Origin of the sequence: Mesorhizobium sp. M0854 (genome assembly GCF_040319815.1) — a bacterium.
GTDB lineage: Bacteria > Pseudomonadota > Alphaproteobacteria > Rhizobiales > Rhizobiaceae > Mesorhizobium.
Genome location: NZ_JAMYOL010000007.1, coordinates 12,993 through 35,480, shown reverse-complemented (window position 1 = coordinate 35,480; position 22,488 = coordinate 12,993). Strand labels below are relative to the sequence as shown.

Annotated in this window: 20 protein-coding genes; 9 read left to right on the top strand and 11 right to left on the bottom strand. The window is 63.5% G+C overall.

Features of this window, described 5'->3' with window-relative positions; genetic code table 11:
* Window positions 1–3: 3 nt before the first annotated feature.
* The 5 genes from atpD to NKH99_RS13590 all read right to left on the bottom strand — a co-directional run bounded on the left by atpD (window position 4) and on the right by NKH99_RS13590 (window position 5,281).
* Entirely contained in the window at window positions 4–1,569 is a 1,566-nt protein-coding gene (gene atpD, locus NKH99_RS13610) for a F0F1 ATP synthase subunit beta (protein ID WP_352683656.1), read from the bottom strand.
* Window positions 1,570–1,636: 67 nt separating this feature from the next.
* Window positions 1,637–2,521, bottom strand: a complete 885-nt coding sequence (locus tag NKH99_RS13605) for a F0F1 ATP synthase subunit gamma (RefSeq protein WP_352471280.1) — start codon at window positions 2,519–2,521, stop codon at window positions 1,637–1,639.
* 28 nt (window positions 2,522–2,549) lie between these two features.
* A complete protein-coding gene (gene atpA, locus NKH99_RS13600) occupies window positions 2,550–4,079 on the bottom strand; it encodes a F0F1 ATP synthase subunit alpha (RefSeq protein WP_352450899.1) in 1,530 nt (509 codons plus the stop codon).
* Complete coding sequence (locus NKH99_RS13595) at window positions 4,079–4,639, bottom strand: F0F1 ATP synthase subunit delta (RefSeq protein ID WP_352540923.1); 561 nt, start codon at window positions 4,637–4,639, stop codon at window positions 4,079–4,081. Before NKH99_RS13595 ends, atpA begins: the two co-directional genes overlap by 1 nt.
* 246 nt (window positions 4,640–4,885) lie before the next feature.
* Window positions 4,886–5,281, bottom strand: a complete 396-nt coding sequence (locus NKH99_RS13590) for an AGROH133_08824 family phage infection protein (RefSeq protein WP_352500793.1) — start codon at window positions 5,279–5,281, stop codon at window positions 4,886–4,888.
* A gap of 210 nt (window positions 5,282–5,491) precedes the next feature.
* Here NKH99_RS13590 and NKH99_RS13585 point away from each other — a divergent pair, with 210 nt between their 5' ends.
* Together NKH99_RS13585 and NKH99_RS13580 are read left to right on the top strand one after the other, a co-directional pair.
* Window positions 5,492–5,737, top strand: coding sequence for a type II toxin-antitoxin system Phd/YefM family antitoxin (locus NKH99_RS13585; RefSeq protein WP_254018681.1), 246 nt, complete (start codon window positions 5,492–5,494; stop codon window positions 5,735–5,737).
* A complete protein-coding gene (locus NKH99_RS13580; RefSeq protein ID WP_352471284.1) occupies window positions 5,734–6,189 on the top strand; it encodes a type II toxin-antitoxin system VapC family toxin in 456 nt (151 codons plus the stop codon). The genes NKH99_RS13585 and NKH99_RS13580 overlap by 4 nt, the downstream gene beginning before the upstream one ends.
* Window positions 6,190–6,198: 9 nt before the next feature.
* Here the strand turns inward: NKH99_RS13580 and NKH99_RS13575 are convergent, their stop codons facing one another.
* Window positions 6,199–8,382: a primosomal protein N' gene (locus NKH99_RS13575; RefSeq protein WP_353014391.1), complete on the bottom strand. Its 2,184-nt coding sequence runs from the start codon at window positions 8,380–8,382 to the stop codon at window positions 6,199–6,201.
* Window positions 8,383–8,472: 90 nt separating this feature from the next.
* Here NKH99_RS13575 and fsa point away from each other — a divergent pair, with 90 nt between their 5' ends.
* Window positions 8,473–9,126, top strand: coding sequence for a fructose-6-phosphate aldolase (gene fsa / locus NKH99_RS13570; protein WP_023678103.1), 654 nt, complete (start codon window positions 8,473–8,475; stop codon window positions 9,124–9,126).
* A 72-nt stretch (window positions 9,127–9,198) separates the two neighbouring features.
* Here fsa and NKH99_RS13565 read toward each other — a convergent pair whose 3' ends face one another.
* Together NKH99_RS13565 and leuS are read right to left on the bottom strand one after the other, a co-directional pair.
* A complete protein-coding gene (locus NKH99_RS13565) occupies window positions 9,199–9,780 on the bottom strand; it encodes an LPS assembly lipoprotein LptE (RefSeq protein WP_352504883.1) in 582 nt (193 codons plus the stop codon).
* Complete coding sequence (gene leuS / locus NKH99_RS13560) at window positions 9,767–12,391, bottom strand: leucine--tRNA ligase (protein ID WP_353014390.1); 2,625 nt, start codon at window positions 12,389–12,391, stop codon at window positions 9,767–9,769. Before leuS ends, NKH99_RS13565 begins: the two co-directional genes overlap by 14 nt.
* 146 nt (window positions 12,392–12,537) lie before the next feature.
* On the opposite strand from leuS, the gene NKH99_RS13555 reads away from it, so the two are divergent.
* Window positions 12,538–13,200, top strand: coding sequence for a YggS family pyridoxal phosphate-dependent enzyme (locus NKH99_RS13555; RefSeq protein WP_353014389.1), 663 nt, complete (start codon window positions 12,538–12,540; stop codon window positions 13,198–13,200).
* 109 nt (window positions 13,201–13,309) lie between these two features.
* Window positions 13,310–14,359 (top strand): aldo/keto reductase, encoded by a 1,050-nt coding sequence (locus NKH99_RS13550; protein ID WP_352471289.1) that lies wholly within the window; start codon window positions 13,310–13,312, stop codon window positions 14,357–14,359.
* Window positions 14,360–14,419: 60 nt separating this feature from the next.
* Here NKH99_RS13550 and NKH99_RS13545 read toward each other — a convergent pair whose 3' ends face one another.
* Window positions 14,420–15,328 carry a LysR family transcriptional regulator gene (locus NKH99_RS13545; RefSeq protein WP_352500794.1) on the bottom strand — a complete coding sequence of 303 codons (909 nt, stop codon included), beginning with the start codon at window positions 15,326–15,328 and terminating at the stop codon, window positions 14,420–14,422.
* Window positions 15,329–15,465: 137 nt separating this feature from the next.
* Here NKH99_RS13545 and NKH99_RS13540 point away from each other — a divergent pair, with 137 nt between their 5' ends.
* Together NKH99_RS13540 and NKH99_RS13535 are read left to right on the top strand one after the other, a co-directional pair.
* Window positions 15,466–16,647, top strand: a complete 1,182-nt coding sequence (locus tag NKH99_RS13540) for an MFS transporter (protein ID WP_352471291.1) — start codon at window positions 15,466–15,468, stop codon at window positions 16,645–16,647.
* A gap of 55 nt (window positions 16,648–16,702) precedes the next feature.
* Window positions 16,703–17,737, top strand: a complete 1,035-nt coding sequence (locus NKH99_RS13535; protein ID WP_353014388.1) for an aldo/keto reductase — start codon at window positions 16,703–16,705, stop codon at window positions 17,735–17,737.
* Window positions 17,738–17,782: 45 nt separating this feature from the next.
* Here NKH99_RS13535 and NKH99_RS13530 read toward each other — a convergent pair whose 3' ends face one another.
* Complete coding sequence (locus NKH99_RS13530) at window positions 17,783–18,055, bottom strand: usg protein (RefSeq protein ID WP_023678111.1); 273 nt, start codon at window positions 18,053–18,055, stop codon at window positions 17,783–17,785.
* 306 nt (window positions 18,056–18,361) lie between these two features.
* Here NKH99_RS13530 and acs point away from each other — a divergent pair, with 306 nt between their 5' ends.
* Both acs and NKH99_RS13520 read left to right on the top strand, forming a co-directional pair.
* Complete coding sequence (acs, locus tag NKH99_RS13525) at window positions 18,362–20,317, top strand: acetate--CoA ligase (protein WP_352471293.1); 1,956 nt, start codon at window positions 18,362–18,364, stop codon at window positions 20,315–20,317.
* A complete protein-coding gene (locus tag NKH99_RS13520; RefSeq protein ID WP_352613263.1) occupies window positions 20,317–21,060 on the top strand; it encodes an MOSC domain-containing protein in 744 nt (247 codons plus the stop codon). The genes acs and NKH99_RS13520 overlap by 1 nt, the downstream gene beginning before the upstream one ends.
* On the opposite strand, the gene NKH99_RS13515 is transcribed toward NKH99_RS13520, so the two are convergent.
* Window positions 21,061–22,329, bottom strand: coding sequence for a class I SAM-dependent methyltransferase (locus NKH99_RS13515; protein ID WP_352451225.1), 1,269 nt, complete (start codon window positions 22,327–22,329; stop codon window positions 21,061–21,063).
* Between the last annotated feature and the right edge of the window lie 159 nt (window positions 22,330–22,488).

The following is a 22,488-nucleotide window of genomic DNA, read 5'->3' as shown; positions in this document are numbered from 1 at the left end:
CCATCAGGCCGCTTCAGCGGCCAGGCGCTGTGCCTTCTCGACCGCTTCCTCGATGCCGCCGACCATGTAGAAGGCGGCCTCCGGCAGATGGTCGTAATCGCCGTTGCAAAGGCCCTTGAAGCCCTTGATGGTGTCGGCGAGGTCGACCAGCTTGCCCGGTGCGCCGGTGAACACTTCGGCGACGAAGAAGGGCTGCGACAGGAAGCGCTCGATCTTGCGGGCGCGGGCCACGGTCTGCTTATCCTCTTCCGACAGCTCGTCCATGCCCAGGATGGCGATGATGTCCTGCAGCGACTTGTAGCGCTGAAGGATCGACTGCACCTGGCGGGCGACCTGGTAATGCTCTTCGCCGACAACCATCGGGTCGAGCATGCGCGAGGTCGAATCGAGCGGATCGACCGCCGGATAGATGCCCTTTTCCGAAATCGCGCGGTTGAGCACGGTCGTCGCGTCGAGGTGGGCGAACGAGGTCGCCGGTGCAGGGTCGGTCAGGTCGTCGGCCGGCACATAGATCGCCTGCACCGAGGTGATCGAACCCTTGGTCGTCGTGGTGATACGCTCCTGCAGCGCACCCATGTCGGTGGCCAGCGTCGGCTGGTAGCCCACGGCCGAAGGAATGCGGCCGAGCAGCGCCGACACTTCCGAGCCCGCCTGCGTGAAACGGAAGATGTTGTCTACGAAGAACAGCACGTCCTGGCCCTGATCGCGGAAATATTCGGCAACCGTCAGCCCGGTCAGGCCGACGCGGGCGCGGGCGCCCGGCGGCTCGTTCATCTGGCCATAGACGAGCGCGGCCTTGGAGCCTTCGCCGCCGCCCTTCTTGTTGACGCCGGACTCGATGAACTCGTGATAGAGGTCGTTGCCTTCGCGGGTGCGCTCGCCGACGCCGGCGAACACCGAGAAGCCGCCATGCGCCTTGGCGACGTTGTTGATCAGTTCCTGGATCAGCACCGTCTTGCCGACGCCGGCGCCGCCGAACAGGCCGATCTTGCCGCCGCGGGCATAGGGGGCCAGCAGGTCGAGCACCTTGATGCCGGTGACCAGGATCTGCGCTTCCGTCGACTGCTCGACATAGGTCGGCGCCGGCTGGTGAATCGAGCGCATCTCGATGCCGTCGACCGGGCCTGCCTCGTCGACCGGCTCGCCGATGACGTTGATGATGCGGCCGAGCATGCCCGGGCCGACCGGCACGGTGATCGGAGCGCCGGTATCATAGACGTCCTGGCCGCGGACCAGACCTTCGGTCGAGTCCATGGCGATGCAGCGCACGGTGTTTTCGCCCAGATGCTGGGCCACCTCTAGCACCAGGCGATTGCCGACGTTGATCGTCTCAAGCGCGTTCAGGATCGCCGGCAGATGTTCGCCGAACTGGACGTCGACAACGGCGCCGATGACCTGGCGAACCTTGCCTGCCAGGCCGGTTTTCTTGATGGTGGCGGCCGGCGCATTCACAGCGGCGGCCTTGGTTGCTGCCGCCTTCTTGGCCGGAGCGGCCTTTGCTGCCGCCGGAGCCTTCGCTGGTGCCGCGGCCTTCGGGGCTACCGTCTTCGGGGTCGCTGCTTTCGCCATCGTTCTTACCCTTTTCGTCTCTTTGTTTCTCACACGCTTGAGGTCGATGACCTCCTTGTGGGCGTGCCTAGAGCGCCTCGGCGCCCGAAATGATTTCGATCAATTCCTTGGTGATCTGCGCCTGCCGCTGGCGGTTGTAGGTGATCGACAATTTGTTGATCATGTCGCCGGCGTTGCGCGTCGCATTGTCCATGGCGCTCATCTTGGCGCCCATCTCGCCGGCAGCATTCTCGAGCAGCGCGCGAAAAACCTGCACGGAAATGTTGCGCGGGATGAGATCGGAGAGGATCTCGCCCGGCTCCGGCTCGTATTCGTAGACGGCGCTGCCGCCATCCCTCACTTCCGCGCCAGCCGCAGGCGCGCCCGCCGGGATAATTTGCTGCGCCGTCGGGATCTGGCTGATCACCGACTTGAACTGCGAATAGAACAGCGTGCAGATATCGAAGCCGCCTTCGTTGAACAGGTGGATCACCTTCTTGGCGATGGCATCGGCATTGACGAAGCCCAGCGTCTTGACCTCGCGCAGGTCGACACGCTCGATGATCAGCGCCCCGTAGTCGCGGCGCAATATGTCGAACCCCTTCTTGCCGACGCAGATGATCTTGACCTGCTTGCCGTCGGCCAGAAGCTTGCGGATGTGGTCGCGGGCAAAACGGGCGATCTGCGAATTGAAGCCGCCGCACAGGCCGCGTTCGGCCGTGCAGACGACAAGCAGATGCACGTCGTCCTTGCCGGTGCCGGTCATCAGCGCCGGGGCATCGCCGCCGCCGCCGATCGCCTGGGTGATGTTGGCCAGCACCGCGCCCATGCGCTCCGAATAGGGACGCGCCGCTTCCGCCGCTTCCTGCGCGCGACGCAGCTTCGCCGCGGCGACCATCTGCATCGCCTTGGTGATCTTCTGCGTCGCCTTGACCGAGGCGATACGGTTACGAAGGTCTTTTAACGAAGGCATGCTTCAAACCTGATCCCGTCCGTCCTGCTCAAGCAAAGGTCTTGGCGAAGGCGTCGATTTCTGCCTTCAGCCTGGCGCGCAGATCGTCGGACAGCGCCTTCTCCTTGCGGATGCCGTCGAGCACGTCCTTACCGGCCGAGCGCATATGCGACAACAGACCATGCTCGAACTTGCCGACCTGGTTGACCGCCAGCTTGTCGAGATAGCCGTTGACGCCGGCGAAGATCACCGCGACCTGCTCCTCGACTTTGAGCGGCGAGAATTGCGGCTGCTTCAACAGCTCGGTCAGACGCGAGCCGCGGTTGAGCAGGCGTTGCGTGGCGGCATCGAGATCGGAGCCGAACTGCGCGAAAGCAGCCATTTCGCGGTACTGCGCGAGCTCGCCCTTGATCGACCCGGCAACCTGCTTCATCGCCTTGATCTGCGCCGAGGAGCCGACGCGCGACACCGAAAGGCCGACATTGACCGCCGGACGGACGCCCTGGAAGAACAGATTGGTTTCCAGGAAGATCTGGCCGTCGGTGATCGAGATGACGTTGGTCGGGATATAGGCCGAAACGTCGTTGGCCTGCGTTTCGATGATCGGCAGCGCCGTCAGAGACCCGCCGCCGTTTTCGTCGTTGAGCTTGGCGGCGCGCTCGAGCAGGCGCGAGTGCAGGTAGAAAACGTCGCCGGGATAGGCTTCGCGGCCCGGCGGACGGCGCAGCAGCAGCGACATCTGGCGATAGGCGACGGCCTGCTTCGACAGGTCGTCGTAGCTGATCAGCGCGTGCATGCCGTTGTCACGGAAATATTCGCCCATGGTGCAGGCGGTGAACGGCGCCAGGAACTGCATTGGCGCCGGATCGGAGGCGGTCGCGGCGATGATGATCGAATAGTCGAGCGCGCCGCGCTCTTCCAGGACCTTGACGAACTGCGCCACCGTCGAGCGCTTCTGGCCGACGGCGACATAGACGCAGTACAGCTTTTCCTTCTCAGGGCCGTTGTCGTGCACCGATTTCTGGTTGAGCATGGTGTCGAGGATGATCGCGGTCTTGCCGGTCTGGCGGTCGCCGATGACCAGCTCGCGCTGGCCGCGGCCGACCGGGATCAGCGCGTCGATGGCCTTGAGGCCGGTCGACATTGGCTCGTTCACCGATTTGCGCGGGATGATGCCGGGCGCTTTGACGTCGACGCGCTTGCGTTCGGTGGCCTGGATCGGGCCTTTGCCGTCGATCGGGTTGCCGAGCGCGTCGACGACGCGGCCGAGCAGACCCATGCCGACGGGTGCATCGACGATGGCGCCGGTGCGCTTGACGGTGTCGCCTTCCTTGATGTCGCGGTCGGCGCCGAAGATGACAACGCCGACATTGTCGGCTTCGAGGTTGAGCGCCATGCCGCGGATGCCGCCGGGGAACTCGACCATCTCGCCGGCCTGGACATTGTCGAGGCCGTAGACGCGGGCGATACCGTCACCGACGGACAGCACCTGGCCGACTTCGGAGACCTCGGCCTCCTTGCCGAAATTCTTGATCTGGTCTTTCAGAATTGCGGAAATTTCCGCGGCGCGGATGTCCATCAGCCGACCTCTTTCAGTGCAAGCTTGAGCGAATTGAGTTTGGTTTTGAGCGACGTATCGATCTGGCGCGAGCCGATCTTGACCACCAGTCCGCCGAGCAGCGACGGATCGACGGTGACCGTGATCGCCACGTCTTTGCCGGCGACGCTTTTCAGCGCTGCTTTCAGCTCGGTTTCCTGGGCAGGCGTCAGCGCATGCGCCGAGGTGACCTCGGCAGCGGTCTCGCCGCGGTGTTCGGCGGCGATCCGGCGGAACGCCTTGATCATGCCGGGCACGGCGAACAGCCGGCGATTCTGGGCAACGACGCGCAGGAAATTGCCGGTGAGGCCGGTGATCCCTGCTCTGTCGGCGATCGCGGCGATCGCCTTGGCCTGGTCCTCGCTGGAGAAGACAGGGCTCCTGATCAGCCGCGAAAGGTCAGCGCTGCCTTCGAGCATCGTTTCGAACCTGTTGAGGTCGGCCTCGACGCTGGCGACCGAATTGGCCTGCAGCGCGAGTTCGAACAGCGAACCCGCATAGCGTTCTGCGACACCTGAGATTGGCGATGACGATTGGGCCACGGACCGTCTTTTCTCTTGTCTGACAGGCCGCAGATTGTTGGCGCGAGCAAAAACTCTGGCTAAATCTTTGACCTTACTGCATTTTTCCAAGCACGGAGGCGCGGCTTCCGCTATCCCCGGTCGAAAGTCGATTGCCGTCTAGCACAGGCATTTTCAGACCGCAATGCGTCGTCCGGCATGGTTTTCAGGCACTATTGTCGCATCCGCCGGGCGAGTTCAGCAACCAACCCCGGATTGATCCCTGATTCAGGGCAAAAAGCCGAAGGCGAAGGCAAGCGGCAGCGCCGCCAGCACCAGCTCGACGACGATGGAAGCCCAGTTGAACGGCGTGTTGGCGCCGTCCGACATCATCGATAGCAGCCGGCCGAAGGCGGTGAACAGCCAGGAGAAGCCGAGCGCCATATAGAGCAGCGGCTGCGCCAAGAGGATGCAGCACAGGCTGACACCGAGATAGAAGCCCGACATCCTGCCGCGACCTTCGGCGATCGCCGCCGCCTTCTCGGGCTTGACCTGCAGCCTGAGAATCCGGAAGGCCAGCCCTGGCGCCAGGAACAGCAGCAGCCCGAAAAGCAAGGTCACGACGGCGCTTGACCATGCCAGCCACTCGCCCTGGCTCATCGGCCATGGAAACGCAAATTCCATCCTTGTCCCCTCGTAAATGGATATTCAAAATTTTCGGGCATTCTAGCGAAGCAAGAGACATGCGCCAGATGGGCCGTCGCAATTTACGGGGCGTCAGCCCAACGCGAGCGCCGTTGTATCGACCGGGCTAACAGGACGTTACACAACGGGCTGTTTTTTTCTGCACAATTCCTATATTGTGACTACATGAGACCACAAGAGGTTCCGCGCATGAAGACGATGCAACTACGAGAGGCAAAGGCCAGCCTTTCCGCGCTCGTGGAGGCTGCTGAGAACGGTGAGCCCACGGTTATCACCAAGCACGGCAAGCCCGCAGTCATGGTGGTGCCAATCGGTGAGGGACGGAAACTTTATCCGCAGAACAGCCAAAAAGACTTCGTGGATTTCCTGCTTCAGTATCCAGGCGGCATCGAGCTTGAGCGAAACGAATCGCCGTCGCGGGAAGTGGAGTTTTGACCGGCTATCTGCTTGATACGTCTTTTCTCTCGGCATTTGCACCTGGTCGGCCTCTGCTTCCGGCACACGTGCAGAACTGGGTTGCCGAACAAGGAGAACGCGGCTCTTGGCAGCTCTCGTCGATCGTCATCTTGGAGGTGGAACGAGGAATCGCGAAACTGAAGCGGGCGGGCGGGCATATGAAGGCAGAGCGCATCAATGAGTGGTTCGAAAGGTTGCTTCTAGAGTTCAACCAGCGCATCCTTCCCATCGATTTAGCAATCGCGCGAGAAGCCGGAAAACTGGAAGACGCCACTATCGCCAGAGGCGCCAATCCGGGTCTGGCGGACGTTCTGATCGCAGCTACTGCCCGTTTGCACGGCCTGTCAGTTTTGACGGCCAACACCCGGCATTTTGCGATTCTCGACGTGCCTTACCTGAACCCATTCACCGAACGCGCCTCGAAAGGGTAATTCGACAGCTTACAAAAAGCTCTGCGGGTCGATGTCGACCTGGACTCGCACCGAGCCCCTTATCTTTGGTCCCTCGGCCAGCATGGTGCGAATGAACCCTTGCATGTCGGCGCGCCGCTCGCCCTGGATCAGCAGGCGAAAGCGATGGCGGCCGCCGATCAATGACAGCGGCGCCTCGGCCGGGCCGAGCACGAACAGGTCGGTGGCTTGCGGCGCGGCGCGACGCAGGCCACGGGCGTGCCCTTCGGCTTCGGCCCGTGTCGCCGCGCTGACGATGACGCCGGCGAGCCTGCCGAAGGGCGGCAGCCCCGCCCGCTCACGCTCGGCGATCTCGCGCTCGTAGAAGGCCTCGGCATCGCCTGAGACGATCGCGCGCATCACCGGGTGGTCGGGTTGGAAGGTCTGCAGCAGGCCGAGGCTTTTCTTGCCGGTGCGACCGGCGCGGCCGGTCACCTGGCTGAGCAGTTGGAAGGTGCGCTCGGCGGCGCGCGGGTCGCCATTGGCAAGGCCGAGATCGGCATCGACCACACCGACCAGCGTCATGTTGGGGAAATTATGGCCCTTCGCGACGAGTTGCGTGCCGATGACGATGTCGGCCTCGCCATTGGCGATGGCTTCAAGCTCGAGCCGCAGCCGCCGCACGCCGCCCATCAGGTCGGACGACAAGACGATGGTGCGGGCATCGGGGAAATGCGCGACGACCTCCTCGGCGATGCGCTCGACGCCTGGCCCGCAGGCGACCAGATGATCGAGCGTGCCGCATTCCGGACAGGCTTCGGGCCGGCGTTCATTGTGCCCGCAGTGGTGGCAGACGAGCTGGCCGCGAAAGCGGTGCTCGACCAGCCAGGCCGAGCAGACCGGACAGCCGAAGCGGTGGCCGCAGACCCGGCAGAGCGTCAGCGGCGCATAACCGCGGCGGTTGAGGAACAGCAGCGACTGTTCCTGTTTTGCCAGTGTCTGCCGCATTTGTCCAAGCAACACCGGCGACAGGAAACCGCCGCGTGCCGGCGGCGCGCGGCGCATGTCGATCGTCTTGAGATCGGGAAGTGCCGCCTCGGCAAAGCGCGCCGAAAGCACCGCCCTGCTGTAGCGGCCCTGGCTGGCATTGACCCGGCTTTCGACCGACGGTGTCGCCGAAGCGAGCACGACCGGAAAGCCGCCGATATGGCCGCGCACCACGGCCATGTCGCGCGCGTTGTAAAAGACGCGATCCTCCTGCTTGTAGGCGGGATCGTGCTCTTCGTCGACGACGATCAGTCCAAGCTCCCTGAACGGCAGGAACAGCGCCGAGCGCGCGCCGGCGACGACCCGCGCGCCGCCTTCCGCTACCTGCCGCCAGACCTTTTCGCGCATCCTTGGCGGCAGGTCCGAGTGCCACTCCGCCGGCTTGGCGCCGAACCGCTCCTGGAAGCGTTCGAGGAAGGCATGGGTCAGCGCAATTTCCGGCAGCAGGATCAGCACCTGCTTGCCGCGATCGAGCGCGGCCGCGACCGCCTCGAAATAGACCTCCGTCTTGCCGGATCCGGTTACACCGTCGAGCAGGGTGACCCCGAATGTACCGGTCGCGACATTGGCGCGCAGCGTCTCGGCGGCATCGCTCTGGTCGGGCATCAGTGAAGGCACGGCGTAGCCGGGATCGGGTGCTGCGACCACCGGCCGCGGCGGGATCATCACCGTCTGGAATACGCCCTGCGCCCGCAGCCCGTCCACCACCGTCGACGACACGCCTGCCGCATGCGCCAGGCCGGATCGCGTCCAGGCAAGTCCGCCTTCGGCCGTCTCCAGCACGCGCGTCCTCGCCTCCGTCATCCGGTCGGGCTTGGCGAAGGTGCGCTGCAGCCCTTCGATCCACGGCTCCGGATCGAACGCCTCCGGCGCCCTGAGCAGCATGCGCGCCACCATGCCGGGCGGCGACAGCGTGTACTGCGCCACCCAATCGACAAAACGCCGCATCGCGCGGTCGATCGGCGGGCAGTCGAAAACCTGCTCGATCGGCCGCAATTTCTTCGCGTCGACCTTTTCGACGGCGCCGTCCCAGACGATGCCGGCGACCTGGCGGGGCCCAAGCGGAACGCGCACGATCGAGCCCGGCACCACGCGCATGCCAGCCGGCACGGCATAGGTGTAGGGGCGCTCGGCGGGCATCGGCACCAGCACCGGTGCGGCCGCGACAAAGGGCGAATCTTCGATCATGAGGCGTGACCTTGCCCCGACTTTGGTCTAGATCAAAGTCCGACCCCGAATGTGCATGACGTGCACATGAAAAATCTTCAGGAGACCGCCATGAAATTTTTTGTCGACACCGCCGATGTCAAGGAAATCCGCGAGCTGAACGATTTGGGGCTGCTCGACGGCGTAACCACCAATCCGTCGCTGATCCTGAAATCCGGCGGCAAGATCGCCGACGTCACAAGAGAGATCTGCGAGATCGTCAAGGGCCCAGTCTCGGCCGAAGTCGTCGCCACCGAATACAAGGACATGATGGCGGAGGCCAAGATCCTGGCCAGGATCGCCGACAATGTCTGCATCAAGGTGCCGCTGACGCTCGATGGCCTGAGAGCCTGCAAGGACATCCGGTCGGACGGCCGCATGGTCAACGTCACGCTGTGCTTCTCGGCCACCCAGGCGCTGCTCGCCGCCAAGGCCGGCGCCTCCTTCATCTCGCCCTTCGTCGGCCGCATCGACGACAGCGGCTGGGACGGCATGGAGCTGATTGCCGATATCCGCACCATCTACGACAATTATGACTTCCAGACCGAGATCCTGACCGCTTCTGTGCGCACCGTGAACCATGTCAAGCAGGCGGCGCTAATCGGTGCCGATGTCATCACCGCGCCGCCGGCGACGCTCAAGGCACTGGTCAAACACCCGCTGACCGACAAGGGCCTGGAACTGTTCCTCGCCGACTGGGCAAAGACCGGGCAGAAGATCGGCTGAAGCGACTATCCTACGAAAAAAAAAAGGCCGAGCAATCGGCCTTTTTTTGCAGATTGCGCACTCCGGAAAGACCTAGCTTGCCGCCGGCTTGCCGTGCTTGATCAGATCCTGAGCGATCGACAGCCGCAGCACATCTGCCAGCTCGCGCGCCGCACGGTTCTCGGCGTCGATCTGGGCTCGGTATGACGCGAATTCCTGGCGCGGCCTGTCGTATGACGACGGAATCGAGCGCTTGCCCCTCGCTATGACCGTGCCCGTCTTGGCATCGCTGAGCACATAGTTGGCGGTCAGCGTTACAGTGCCGGCGGTCGGCTCGTCCTCGTCTGTCGTGACCTGCTCGATTGCCGCCGATTCGACGAGTTCGGAGACGCCGAGATCAAGCGAATAGACCGGCGAAGCCGGCTCGCCGGCGCCCCGGCCGAGCGCGAAGATCAAATTGTTGCGGACCTGCTGGGCGTAGCGGGTCTTGACCGGCTTGACCGAGATCGATGCCAGCTCGGCAGCAGCGCCGACCTGCGAGCCGGCGATCAGCGGCGCGCTCGAATAGAGCGGCCGCACCGTACAGGCGGAAACCAGCGCCACCGAGGCGAGCAGCCCGCAAAGCACGACGCGGCGCAGCGTCAGCTCTGTCTTTCGCGGATCAGGCAACGACATTAACGATCCTCTGCGGCACGATGATCACCTTGCGCGGCGCCTTACCTTCGAGCGCTCTCTGCACGAAGTCGAGGGCCAGAACCGCTTTTTCGACCGCACCTTGGTCCGCGTCGCGGGCAATTGTCAAATCGCCGCGCTTCTTGCCGTTGACCTGCACCGGCAGCACGATCTCGGCGTCGACGACAAGCGAGGGATCGTAGACCGGCCAGGGCCGTTCGGCGACAAGGTCGGTGCCGCCGAGCGTCTGCCAGCACTCCTCGGCCAGATGCGGCATGACCGGCGCGATCAGGTGCACCAGGATCTCGACGGCCTCACGGCAGGCCGCTTGCAGCGCCGGACCGGCCTTGCCCTCTGCCGCCTCGTTGAGCGGTACAGTCAAGGCATTGGCGAGCTCATAGATGCGGGCGATGGCGCGGTTGAAGGCGAGCTTTTCGATATCCTCACCGACCGATTTCAGGATCTTGTGCGCGGCCTTGGACACTGTCCCGGCCTCGCCGTCCTTCGCCGCCTCTGGCCGGACTCCGGCGAGCGATTCGGCAGCCGTCGACACCAGGCGCCAGATGCGCTGGATGAAGCGGTGCGCGCCGGCCGCACCCTCGTCGGTCCATTCGACATCGCGCTCGGGCGGCGAGTCCGACAGCATGAACCAGCGCGCCGTATCGGCGCCGTAGCCGTCGGTGATCTCTTCCGGACTCACCGTATTCTTCTTCGACTTCGACATCTTTTCGAGCGGACCGATCACCGCCTCTTCGCCGGTGGCGATTTCGAAGGCGCGGCGCTTGCCGTCGGCGTCTTCCAGCCTGACCTCGCTTGGCGCAAGCCAGCGGCCGTTCGAGGCGCCGCCAACCCGATAGGTCTCGTGCACCACCATGCCTTGCGTGAACAGGCCCCTGAACGGCTCGGCGAGATCGACATGGCCGGTCTCGCGCATGGCGCGGGTGAAAAAGCGCGAATAGAGCAAATGCAGGATCGCATGCTCAATACCGCCAATATACTGGTCGACCGGCAGCCATTCAGTCGCGGCCTCGGGATCGGTCGGATCGTTTGCCCACGGCGCGGTGAAGCGAGCGAAATACCACGAAGAATCGACAAATGTGTCCATCGTGTCGGTTTCGCGCCGCGCATCCTTGCCGCAACGCGGGCATTTGACGTGCCGCCATGTCGGATGGCGATCGAGCGGATTGCCCGGCCGGTCGAACTCGATGTCGTCCGGCAGCTTGACCGGCAGGTCGGCTTTCGGCACCGGCACCACGCCGCAATCCTCGCAATGGATCATCGGGATCGGGCAGCCCCAATAGCGCTGGCGCGAAATGCCCCAGTCGCGCAGGCGGAAATTCACCTTGCGCTCTGCCATCGGCCGGTTGCCGATGGTCCTTTGTTCCAGCAGCTTCGCCACCTCGTCGAATGCCTGATCCGGCTTCATGCCGTCGAGGAAGCGCGAATTGATCATCGCGCCATCATCGACGTAAGCCTCGTCGATGACCTGGAAGCTTCCTTGATTCTTGCCTTCCGGCATCACCACCGGAATGACCGGAAGGCCGTATCTGTTGGCGAAGTCGAGGTCGCGCTGGTCATGTGCCGGGCAGCCGAAGATGGCGCCGGTGCCATAGTCCATCAGCACGAAATTGGCGACGTAGACGGGTAGCGTCCACCTCTCGTCGAACGGATGGACGACGCGAGTGCCGGTATCGAAACCCTTCTTCTCGGCCGTCTCCAAGGCCGCCGCCGAAGTGCCCATATGGCGGACTTCGTCGATGAACTTTGCCAGTGCCGGATTGTCTTTGGCGGCCTTTTTGGCCAGCGGATGGTCGGCCGCAATCGCCATGAAGGACGCGCCGAAGATCGTGTCGGGCCTTGTCGTATAGACTTCGAGCTCATGCTCGCCGGCGATTGGCTTGACCAGCGGCCAGCGGATCAGCAGCCCTTCTGAACGGCCGATCCAGTTCGCCTGCATCAGCTTCACTTTTTCCGGCCAGTCGTCGAGCTGATCGAGCGAATCCAGCAGATCCTGCGCATAATCGGTGATCTTGAAGAACCACTGCGTCAGCTCGCGCTGTTCCACCAGCGCGCCTGAGCGCCAGCCGCGTCCGTCGATGACCTGCTCGTTGGCAAGCACCGTCATGTCCTCCGGATCCCAGTTGACCTTGGAGGATTTGCGCGTCACCAGCCCCTTCTCGACGAAATCGAGGAACAGCATCTGCTGGCGGTGATAGTAGTCGACATCGCAGGTGGCGAACTCGCGCGCCCAATCGAGCGACAGGCCCATGACCTTGAGCTGCTCGCGCATGGCGGCGATGTTCTGATAGGTCCAGTCCTTGGGATGGACCTTGTTCTGCATCGCCGCGTTTTCGGCTGGCATGCCAAAGGCGTCCCAGCCCATCGGGTGCAGCACATTGAAACCCTTGGCCCGCTTGTAGCGCGCCACCACATCGCCCATCGTATAGTTGCGGGTATGGCCGATATGGATGCGCCCCGACGGATAGGGGAACATCTCCAGCACGTAGTATTTCGGGCGCGGGTCGTCATTGTCGGCTTCGAACAGCTTCTTGGCGTCCCAGGCCTTCTGCCATTTGGGCTCTGACGCGCGCGGATTGTATCGTTCGGTTGCCATCGGGTGTTTTTCACTTAAAAGCATGCGCGAGCCGCCGGACAATGCCCGGGCGGCTCAGGAAATGTCGTCGCGGTGTTCACCATGGATTGCCGGACCCGTCAACTGCGGCGATCCGGCGAAAAGCCAAACACAGGCAGGATATAGGCATGGCGAGCGCCGCCGAACAGCTTTTCACGGTCAAGGCAAGGATCGCTGCCGCCGAGCGCGAGGCAGGCCGTGAGGCCGGAGCGGTGACGCTGGTCGCGGTCTCGAAAACCTTCGACGCCGCCGATATCCGCCCCGTCATCGAGGCCGGCCAGCGCGTCTTCGGCGAAAACCGCGTCCAGGAAGCACAAGCCAAATGGCCGGCACTGCGGACGGCGTTTCCCGACGTCGAGCTGCATCTGATCGGTCCGCTGCAATCGAACAAGGCCAAGGAAGCGGTGGCATTGTTCGACGTCATCGAAACCATCGACCGTGAAAAGATCGCCGCAGAGCTGGCCAAGGAGATCGCCAGGCAGGGCAGGACGCCAAGGCTCTATGTCCAGGTCAACACCGGCTCCGAGCCGCAAAAGGCCGGCATCGAGCCACGCGAGGCTGTCGCCTTCGTCGCCCGCTGCCGCTCGGTTCACGCCCTCGCCATCGAAGGGCTGATGTGCATTCCGCCGGCCGACGAGAACCCCGGCCCGCATTTCGCGCTGCTGGAAAAGCTTGGGCTTGAGGCCGGCGTCGACAAGCTCTCCATGGGCATGTCCGGCGACTACGAAACCGCGATCGCCTTCGGCGCGACCAATGTCAGGGTTGGATCGGCGATTTTCGGCGCCAGATGAGGCGCAGCCGCCCTTAGGCCACAAGCTGACATTGACTAAGCCAGCGCATAGAAACGGAACGTTTCGTTCCTATATCGATCGAGTTATTCTCAACCCGTCTGGAGCCACCATGCGTTACAATCAACTTGGAAATACGGGGATGTTCGTCTCCGAACTTTGCCTCGGCACGATGACGTTCGGCGCGGCCGGCGAGAATGCCCAATGGGGCCTGATCGCCAGCCTCGACCAGAAGGGCGTCGACGAGATCGTTGCCCGCTCCCTCGCCGCCGGCGTCAATTTCTTCGACACGGCGGATGTCTATTCCTTCGGCGCCTCGGAACGGCTTCTCGGCCAGTCGCTCAGGAACCTTGGCGTCAACCGTCAGGACGTGATCATCGCCACCAAGGTTCATGGCGCCATGGGCGGCGGCCCGAACCAGCGCGGTTCCTCGCGCGGCCACATCATGGATTCGGTCGAGAGCAGCCTCGAGCGGCTACAGCTCGATCACATCGATCTCTACCAGCTGCACGGCACCGACACGGTGACGCCGATCGACGAAACGCTGCGGGCGCTCGACGACCTGGTTGCCGCCGGCAAGGTCCGCTATGTCGGCGTCTCGAACTGGCAGGCCTGGCGCATCGCCAAGGCGCTGGGTATTGCGGAGCGCAAAGGCTTTGCCCGCTTCGAGACCGTGCAGTCGTATTATTCGATCGCCGGCCGCGATCTCGAGCGCGAAATCGTGCCGCTGCTCAACGAGGAGAAACTCGGGCTGATGGTCTGGTCGCCGATGGCTGGCGGCCTGCTCTCCGGCAAATACGGACCGGGCGCCCCCGGCAATGGCGAGGGCCGCCGCGCCAGCTTCAATTTCCCGCCGGTCAATGAGGACCGTGCCTGGGCAGCGGTCGCTGTCATGCGCGAGATCGCCGTCAAGCACGGCGTCAGCGTCGCCACGGTGGCGCTCGGCTATGTCCTGGCCAAGCCATTCGTGATGAGCGTCATCATCGGCGCCAGCCGCATGGAGCAGCTGGAACAGAACCTTGCAGCCACCGAGTTGCAGCTCGATGCCGATGATCTTGTTCGCCTCGACGAAGTCAGTGCCCTGCCCGCCGAATACCCCGGCTGGATGCTGGAGCGTCAGGCGGCCGGCCGGCGGCCGGCGCCCTTTGTGCCGAAAAAGTAGTTCAATTTACCTTCGATTCGATGCTTTGGGAGCCGGCAGGCTCCCGATCTTTTTTTGGGCTCAAGTCAGCCGAACAGTCTCGACCAAAAAGTCCAAAAACGCCCGCACCCGCGCCGGCAGATACTTGCCTTGGCCGACATAGACGGCGTGGGTGAGTTCCTCGTCGCCGGGATTGAAATCTTCCAGCAGCGGCAGAAGCCGGCCGGCGGCAATGTCGGCCTCCACATGCCAGCGTGCCAGCCGGGCGATGCCCGCCCCCGAGAGCGCCATCAGCCGCATCGCCTCGCCGTCGCTGACCAGCGTATTTCCTATGATCGACAGGGTGATCGGCTTGCCGGCCGCGTCGATAAAAGGCCAGCCCTCGAGGTGACGAACGAAACGGAATCCCATCCGGTTGTGACGATCGAGGTCGGCGGGCGTCTTGGGCGTGCCACGCGCTTCGAGATACGATGGCGCCGCAACGACGACCACCCGGCTCTGCCCGAGCTTGCGCGCCACCAGCCGTGATTCGCCGAGCGGCCCGGCGCGGATGGCGACGTCAGCGCGCTCCTCCATCAGGTCGATGACATCGTCGGTCAACACCAGATCGACCGAGATTTCGGGGTAGCGCTCTAGGAAACGCGGCAAAAGCGGGATCAGCCGATGCTGCCCGAAAGGCACGTAGCTGTTGATCCGCAGCCGGCCACGCGGCGCGGCACCCGCCGCTGCCTCGCGCTCGGCCGCCGCCATGTCGGCAAGGACGCGCACGCCGCTGTCGAAGAACGCCGCCCCCTCCGGCGTCAGTTGCAGCTTGCGCGTCGAACGGCTGACCAGCCGCGCACCAAGCCGCGCCTCCAGCCGCGCGATCAGCTTGCTCACCGCCGACGGCGTCATCCGCAACGCGCGGGCAGCGGCTGAAAAGCTGCCCGCCTCGACGACGCGGACGAACACTTCGATCTCGCCGGAGCGATTGATGTCGGGCCTGGCCATTGGTGAATCTATTTCACAGACGATGTGCCCGATGCAAGGCTGGTTCACAGCACATCGCGGCACGATCTTCCGGATCGGGGCGTGGGAGGACACGGCGCCCGTCGTCAAAACTGGTCGTCATCGAAGTGGGAACCGCCATGCCCCTTGCTCTTTACGCTCTTGCCGCCGGTGCCTTTGGCATCGGCGTCACCGAATTCGTCATCATGGGCCTGCTGCTCGACGTCAGCACCGATCTCGGCGTCTCGATCTCAGCTTCCGGCCAGCTGATTTCCGGCTATGCGCTGGGCGTCGTCATCGGCGCGCCGCTGCTGACGATCGCGACCGGCCGTTGGCCGCGCAAGACCGTGCTTCTGGCGCTGATGGCGATCTTCACGCTGGGCAACCTCGCTTGTGCGCTTGCCCCAGACTACTGGACGCTGATGGGTGCGCGCGTACTGACCGCCTTCGCCCACGGTACCTTCTTCGGCGTCGGCTCGGTCGTGGCGACCGGACTGGTGGCGCCCAACAAGAAAGCCTCGGCGATCGCCCTGATGTTCACCGGCCTGACCATCGCCAACATCCTCGGCGTGCCCTTCGGCACATGGCTCGGCCAAGCCTTCGGCTGGCGCGCGACCTTCTGGGCGGTGACCCTGGTCGGCATCGCCGCCTTTACCATCATTCTGCTGCTGGTGCCGCGCAGCCGAACAGAGCCTGAGAAGAGCAATTTGCGCGCCGATCTCGCCTTGCTCGGCCGCGCGCCGGTCCTGCTTGGCTTTGCCACCACCGTGCTTGGCTATGCCGGCGTCTTCGCCGTCTTCACCTACATCGCCCCGTTGCTGACCGAGATCACCGGTTTTGACGAGACAGCGGTGTCGCCGATCCTGCTGGTCTTCGGCGGCGGCCTCATCGCCGGCAACCTCGCCGGCGGCAAGTTCGCCGATCGCTGGCTGGTACCGTCCGTTCTCGGCAGTCTCGTCGTGCTGGCGCTGGTGCTCGGCACCATGACCTTCGCCCTGCACAGCCAGGTCATGGCCGTTATCTATGTCGGCCTGCTCGGCGCCGCCGCCTTCGCCACCGTCGCGCCGCTACAGTTATGGGTGTTGCAGAAGGCGCAAGGCGCCGGCCAGAGCCTAGCTTCATCCTTCAACATCGCCGCCTTCAACCTCGGCAATGCGGCCGGCGCCTGGCTCGGCGGCGTGGTCATCGCCCATGGTCCCGGCCTCGGTGCCGTCACCTGGGTCGCGGCGCTGTTGCCACTTTCAGCGCTTGCCGTAGCGGCGTTTGCGCTGCGTCTCGACCGAGATCCTGTCCTCGCTACACCGGAAATCGCGCGGTCATAGAACGCAAACCTCAGCCAATCTTTGAAACAGCCATCCTTCCACAAGGAGCAAACCCATGGATTATCGAAATCTTGGCGCATCAGGCCTGAAGGTCCCGGTGCTCTCGTTCGGCGCTGGAACCTTCGGCGGTTCAGGCCCGCTGTTCGGTGCCTGGGGCAACAGCGATGCGGCGGAAGCACGGCGGCTGGTCGACATCTGCCTTGAGGCCGGCGTCAACCTGTTCGACACCGCCGATGTCTATTCGAATGGCGCTTCCGAACAAGTGCTCGGCGCTGCCATCAAGGGCCGCCGCGACGCCGTGCTGATCTCGACCAAGACCTCGCTGCCGATGGGCGACGGTCCCAACGATGCCGGCTCGTCACGTTCACGCCTGATCAAGGCCGTCGAAGACGCGCTGAAGCGTCTTGGCACCGATTACATCGACCTGCTGCAACTGCACGCCTTCGACGCCGCAACACCGATCGAGGAGGTGCTGTCGACGCTGGACAGTCTCGTGCGCGCCGGCAAGCTGCGTTATGTCGGCGTCTCCAATTTTTCCGGCTGGCAAGTGATGAAGTCGCTCGGCCTGGCGGATAGACATGGCTATCCCCGATACGTCGCCCATCAGGTCTATTACTCGCTGGTCGGACGCGATTATGAATGGGAGTTGATGCCGCTCGGCCTCGACCAGGGCGTCGGTGCGCTGGTGTGGAGCCCACTCGGCTGGGGCCGCCTGACCGGCAAGATCCGCCGTGGCCAGAAGCTGCCTGAGAAAAGCCGGCTGCACGACACGGCAAGCTTCGGACCGCCCGTCGAGGATGAGCATCTCTATCGGGTCGTCGACGCGCTTGATGTTGTCGCCGAGGAAACCGGCAAGACCATACCGCAGATCGCCATCAATTGGCTGCTGCAGCGGCCGACCGTCGCCTCCGTCATCATTGGCGCGCGCAACGAGGAGCAGTTGCACCAGAATCTCGGCGCCGTCGGCTGGTCCTTGACAGCCGAGCAGATGAAGAAGCTCGACACGGCAAGTGAGATCACCGCACCCTATCCGTATTTTCCCTATCGCCGGCAGGAGGGTTTTGCCCGGCTGAACCCGCCCGCAGTCTGACGCTCCAAAAGCTGGGCGGCGGCTCCCAGACTGCCGCCCGCCCGGCTAATGCAGAACGAACTCGCCGTCGACCTTGCGCCATTCGTTCGGCGCGATCAGCTTCTGGTGCGTGTAGCTGACCGAATGCAGCGGGCCTTCGAGCTTGGCCTTCCAGAACTCGATGAAGCGGATCAGCACGGGAAATTTCGGGGCGATGTCGTAATCCTGCCAGATGAAGCTCTGCAGCAGATGCGGATGATCTGGGAAGTGATAAAGAATCTTGGCCGTGGTCAAGCCATAGCCCTTGAGCATCAGGTCCATTTCTGAATGGTCGCGCATTGCCGGTCCCCTGGTTGATTCTCCTTCCTCCCAGCCTGAAATTGTGCACCCCATTTGCTTATTCGTCTATTGATATTTCTGCGATCAAACCAGATTCCTCCCGCAAAAACATGCGCTTAGCAGCCGCCTCACGAGAGTGCTGACACCGCCCGGCAAGGCACCTGCGGCATCCCGCCGCGCGAATCCAACGTCTAATGTTGCCGTCACCGCCGAACTGTTAATAATGCGCGCGAATTCGCGGCCGCATCGCCGCGATCCTGCCGGCGGTCAAGCCGGCGGTTTGGTTTTGGGGAGGAAGGCGAAGAAATGTCCGATGTTCATGTCCATCGCGTCCAGCCGGCGTGGAAGAAGAACGCGCTGATTGACAATGACACCTACCTGAAATGGTACGCCGACAGCGTCAAGAACCCGGACAAGTTCTGGGGCAAGCACGGCAAGCGCATCGACTGGTTCAAGCCCTACAGCAAGGTCAAGAACACGTCCTTCGACGGCAAGGTTTCGATCAAATGGTTCGAGGATGGCCAGACAAACGTTTCGTGGAACTGCATCGACCGGCATCTGAAGAAGCGCGGCGAACAGACCGCCATCATCTGGGAAGGCGACAATCCCTACGACGACAGGAAGATCACCTATAACGAACTTCACGCACGTGTCTGCCGCCTCGCCAATGTGATGAAGAAGCACGGCGTCAAGAAGGGCGACCGCGTCACCATCTACATGCCGATGATCCCGGAGGCCGCTTATGCGATGCTCGCCTGCACGCGCATCGGCGCCATTCATTCGGTTGTCTTCGGCGGCTTTTCGCCGGATGCGCTGGCCGGACGCATCGACGACTGCAAGTCGACCTTCGTCATCACCGCCGACGAAGGCCTGCGCGGCGGCAAGACTATCCCGCTGAAGGAGAACACCGACAAGGCGATCGAGATCGCCGCCAAGGCCGGAACGAAAGTCGAAAAGGTCTTGGTCGTGCGCCGCACCGGCGGCAAGACCGGCTGGGCCGCCGGGCGCGACGTCTGGTACCATGACGAGGTCGCCACGGTTAAGGCCGAATGCAAGCCCGAGAAGATGAACGCCGAGGACCCGCTGTTCATCCTCTACACATCCGGCTCGACCGGCAAGCCGAAGGGCGTGCTGCACACCACCGCCGGCTATCTCGTCTATGTCTCGATGACCCACCAATATGTCTTCGACTATCATGACGGCGATATCTACTGGTGCACCGCCGATGTCGGCTGGGTCACCGGCCACAGCTATATCGTCTACGGGCCGCTCGCCAACGGCGCCACCACGCTGATGTTTGAAGGCGTGCCGAACTACCCGTCGCAGTCGCGTTTCTGGGACGTGATCGACAAGCACAAGGTCAACATCTTCTACACGGCGCCGACGGCGCTGCGCGCGCTGATGGGCGCCGGCGATGCCCATGTCACCAAAACGTCGCGCAAGTCGCTGCGCGTGCTCGGCACCGTCGGCGAGCCGATCAATCCGGAAGCCTGGGAGTGGTATTTCAACGTCGTCGGCAACGGCAAGGTGCCGATCGTCGACACCTGGTGGCAGACCGAGACCGGCGGCATCATGATCACGCCGGTTCCGGGCGCCACCCACCTCAAGGCGGGTTCGGCGACGCGGCCCTTCTTTGGCGTCAAGCCGCAGCTGGTCGACGCCGACGGCAAGGTACTGGAAGGCGAAGCCAGCGGCAATCTTTGCATTGCCGACTCATGGCCGGGCCAGATGCGCACCGTCTATGGCGATCACGACCGCTTCGTGCAGACCTATTTCTCGACCTACAAGGGCAGGTACTTCACCGGCGACGGCTGCCGCCGCGATGCTGACGGCTACTACTGGATCACCGGCCGCGTCGATGACGTCATCAACGTCTCCGGCCACCGCATGGGCACCGCCGAGGTCGAATCGGCGCTGGTTTCGCATGAGAAGGTCTCGGAGGCCGCCGTCGTCGGCTACCCGCACGATATCAAGGGCCAGGGCATCTACTGCTATGTCACGCTGATGGCCGGCGAGACGCCAAGCGAGGAATTGCGCCAGGAGCTCGTCGCCCATGTCCGCAAGGAGATCGGCGCCATCGCTTCGCCCGACAAGATCCAGTTCGCGCCCGGCCTGCCGAAGACCCGTTCCGGCAAGATCATGCGGCGCATCCTGCGCAAGATCGCCGAGGATGATTTTGCCGCGCTCGGCGACACCTCGACGCTCGCCGACCCGGCAGTCGTCGACGACCTGATCGCCAACCGGCAAAACAAGAAGGGCTGATGCAACCCGCATTGGGCGCCGTCACCGAGCTTTGGCGCTATCCCGCGAGCTCGCTCGCCGGCGAGTTTCAGGAGGCGATCTCCGTCGACTGGTATACCGTCGAAGGCGACCGCCTGTTTGGTCTTGTCGATACCTCGACCGATGAAATCGCGCGGCCCGACCGCGAAGCGAAATGGCACAAGGTGCCCCGCATCCGCACCCGGCTGTCGCAGGCCGGCAGGCTGGAGGTCGCCATCCCCGACGGACGCTGGCTTTCGGCACCTGGCGCGCAAAGTGATCGCGCGGTTTCCGCGTATCTCGGCTTTGCGGCTTCCATCCGGCCGTTCCGCCGGGAAAATGCGGCTCCGGATTACCTCGGCCCCCTGCTGACGGAACGCTACGTCAAAACCCCTATTCATCTGCTGACCACCGCCTCACTGGCGCGTTTGAAAGTGCTGCATCCAGAGGGCGCCGCCGACGCGCGCCGCTTCCGCCCCAACATCGTCGTCGATATGCCAGAGGTCGAGGGGTCGTTTCCCGAGACGGAATGGATCGGGTGCAAGCTGGCAATCGGCGACCTGCTCCTGACCATCTCCGAGCCGTGCCGCCGCTGCGGCTTCACCATCATTGGCCAGAACGGGTTCGACCACAACCCGGCAATCCTGCGCAGCCTGGTCCGCCACAACGCCCATAATCTCGGCGTCTACTGCACCGTCGACCGACCGGCCCGCGTCGAGATCGGCGCCACGATGCGCCTCCTGTAGCTATCGATACAAATCCGCCCGCGTCGGCGGCAGGCCGCTCGGGCCGCGCGCGCGCCTGGTGACAACGGTCTGGAAGACCTGCGCCGAGGCGCGTTCGAAGGTGATCGAGCAACCGGTGAGATAAAGCAGCCAGAGCCGCGCCTTGGCTTCGCCGACCTCGGCGATGGCTTCGTCGAAGCGTGCGTGGAGACGCTCTGCCCATAGCCTGCAGGTGCGCGCATAGTGCTCGCGCAAGTTTTCGACGTCGTAGACGAGGAAGCCGTGCGCCTCGAGATTGCCGAGCGTCATGCCGATCGTATCGAGTTCGCCGCCCGGAAAAATGTATTTGATCAGCGCCTTGAATTCCGGCCCCTTGCGCAGCGTCTTCTTCAAGCTGCCCTTGTCGCGCCGGGTGATGGCGTGGTGCAGATAGATGCCGCCGGGCTTGAGCAGGCGATGGATCCTCGAGAAATAGGCCGCATGGTTGGCAAGCCCCAGATGCTCGAACATGCCGATCGAGGAGATCTTGTCGAAGGAGCCGGACAGCTCGGCATAGGACTTGATCTCGATGGTGATGCGGTCCTCCAGCCCGGCGGCGCGGATGCGTTCACGGGCGAGTTCGGTCTGTGCTTCCGATAGCGAAACGCCGTGGCCGACGACGCCATAATTCTTCACCGCATGGATGAGCATCGCTCCCCAGCCGCAGCCGATGTCGAGCAATCTGTCGCCGGGCTTCAGGCGAAGCTTGCGGCAGATATGGTCGAGCTTGTCTCTCTGGGCCTGATCGATATCGTTGGCGAAATCCTTGAAGTAGCCGCAGCTATAGACCATGCGCTCGTCGAGGAAGAGCCGGTAGAATGCGTTGGAAATGTCGTAATGATGCTGGATCGCCTCCTTGCTCGAACCGCTGACGAAAGGATTGCGGCCGGAAAGATCGGTTCGCGTCGTCATCTGTTTTCGCGAAAACAGCACCGCCGGCAGGTCGCGCAGGATCGCCAGCTTCGGCAATGTCTTGAGCTTCGTCCTGAGCTTGCCGTGCGTGGGCAAGGCGTAGAAATCGAACAGCGATCCGTCTTCGACGTCGACCGCCTTGGCAATCCACATCTCGATCAGCGTCGATAAAGAGGGCCGACGTACGATCTGCCAGACGATGTCCTGGTCGTTGATAGTGAGCACCGGGCCGGTAGCCGGGCCGATCCGCTCGCCTGTCCACAGCCTCACCGCGAAACCCGGCTTCAGCGTCTCGATGACCGTCCGAACAATCCGGGCCGCTCTCTCGGCTGCCTCCATCCCCGTCCTCCCTTACCCGGCAAATAACGGCCCGGAACAATCGCGGCTCGATCTTGCCTGCCCGATCGGCCGGCCGCAAGCCGCCCGAGTGCACAAGCACGCTTGTTCAGGATTTTCGAGTGCCGCGCCTTGCCATTTGCCGGATGACACCCCATCATG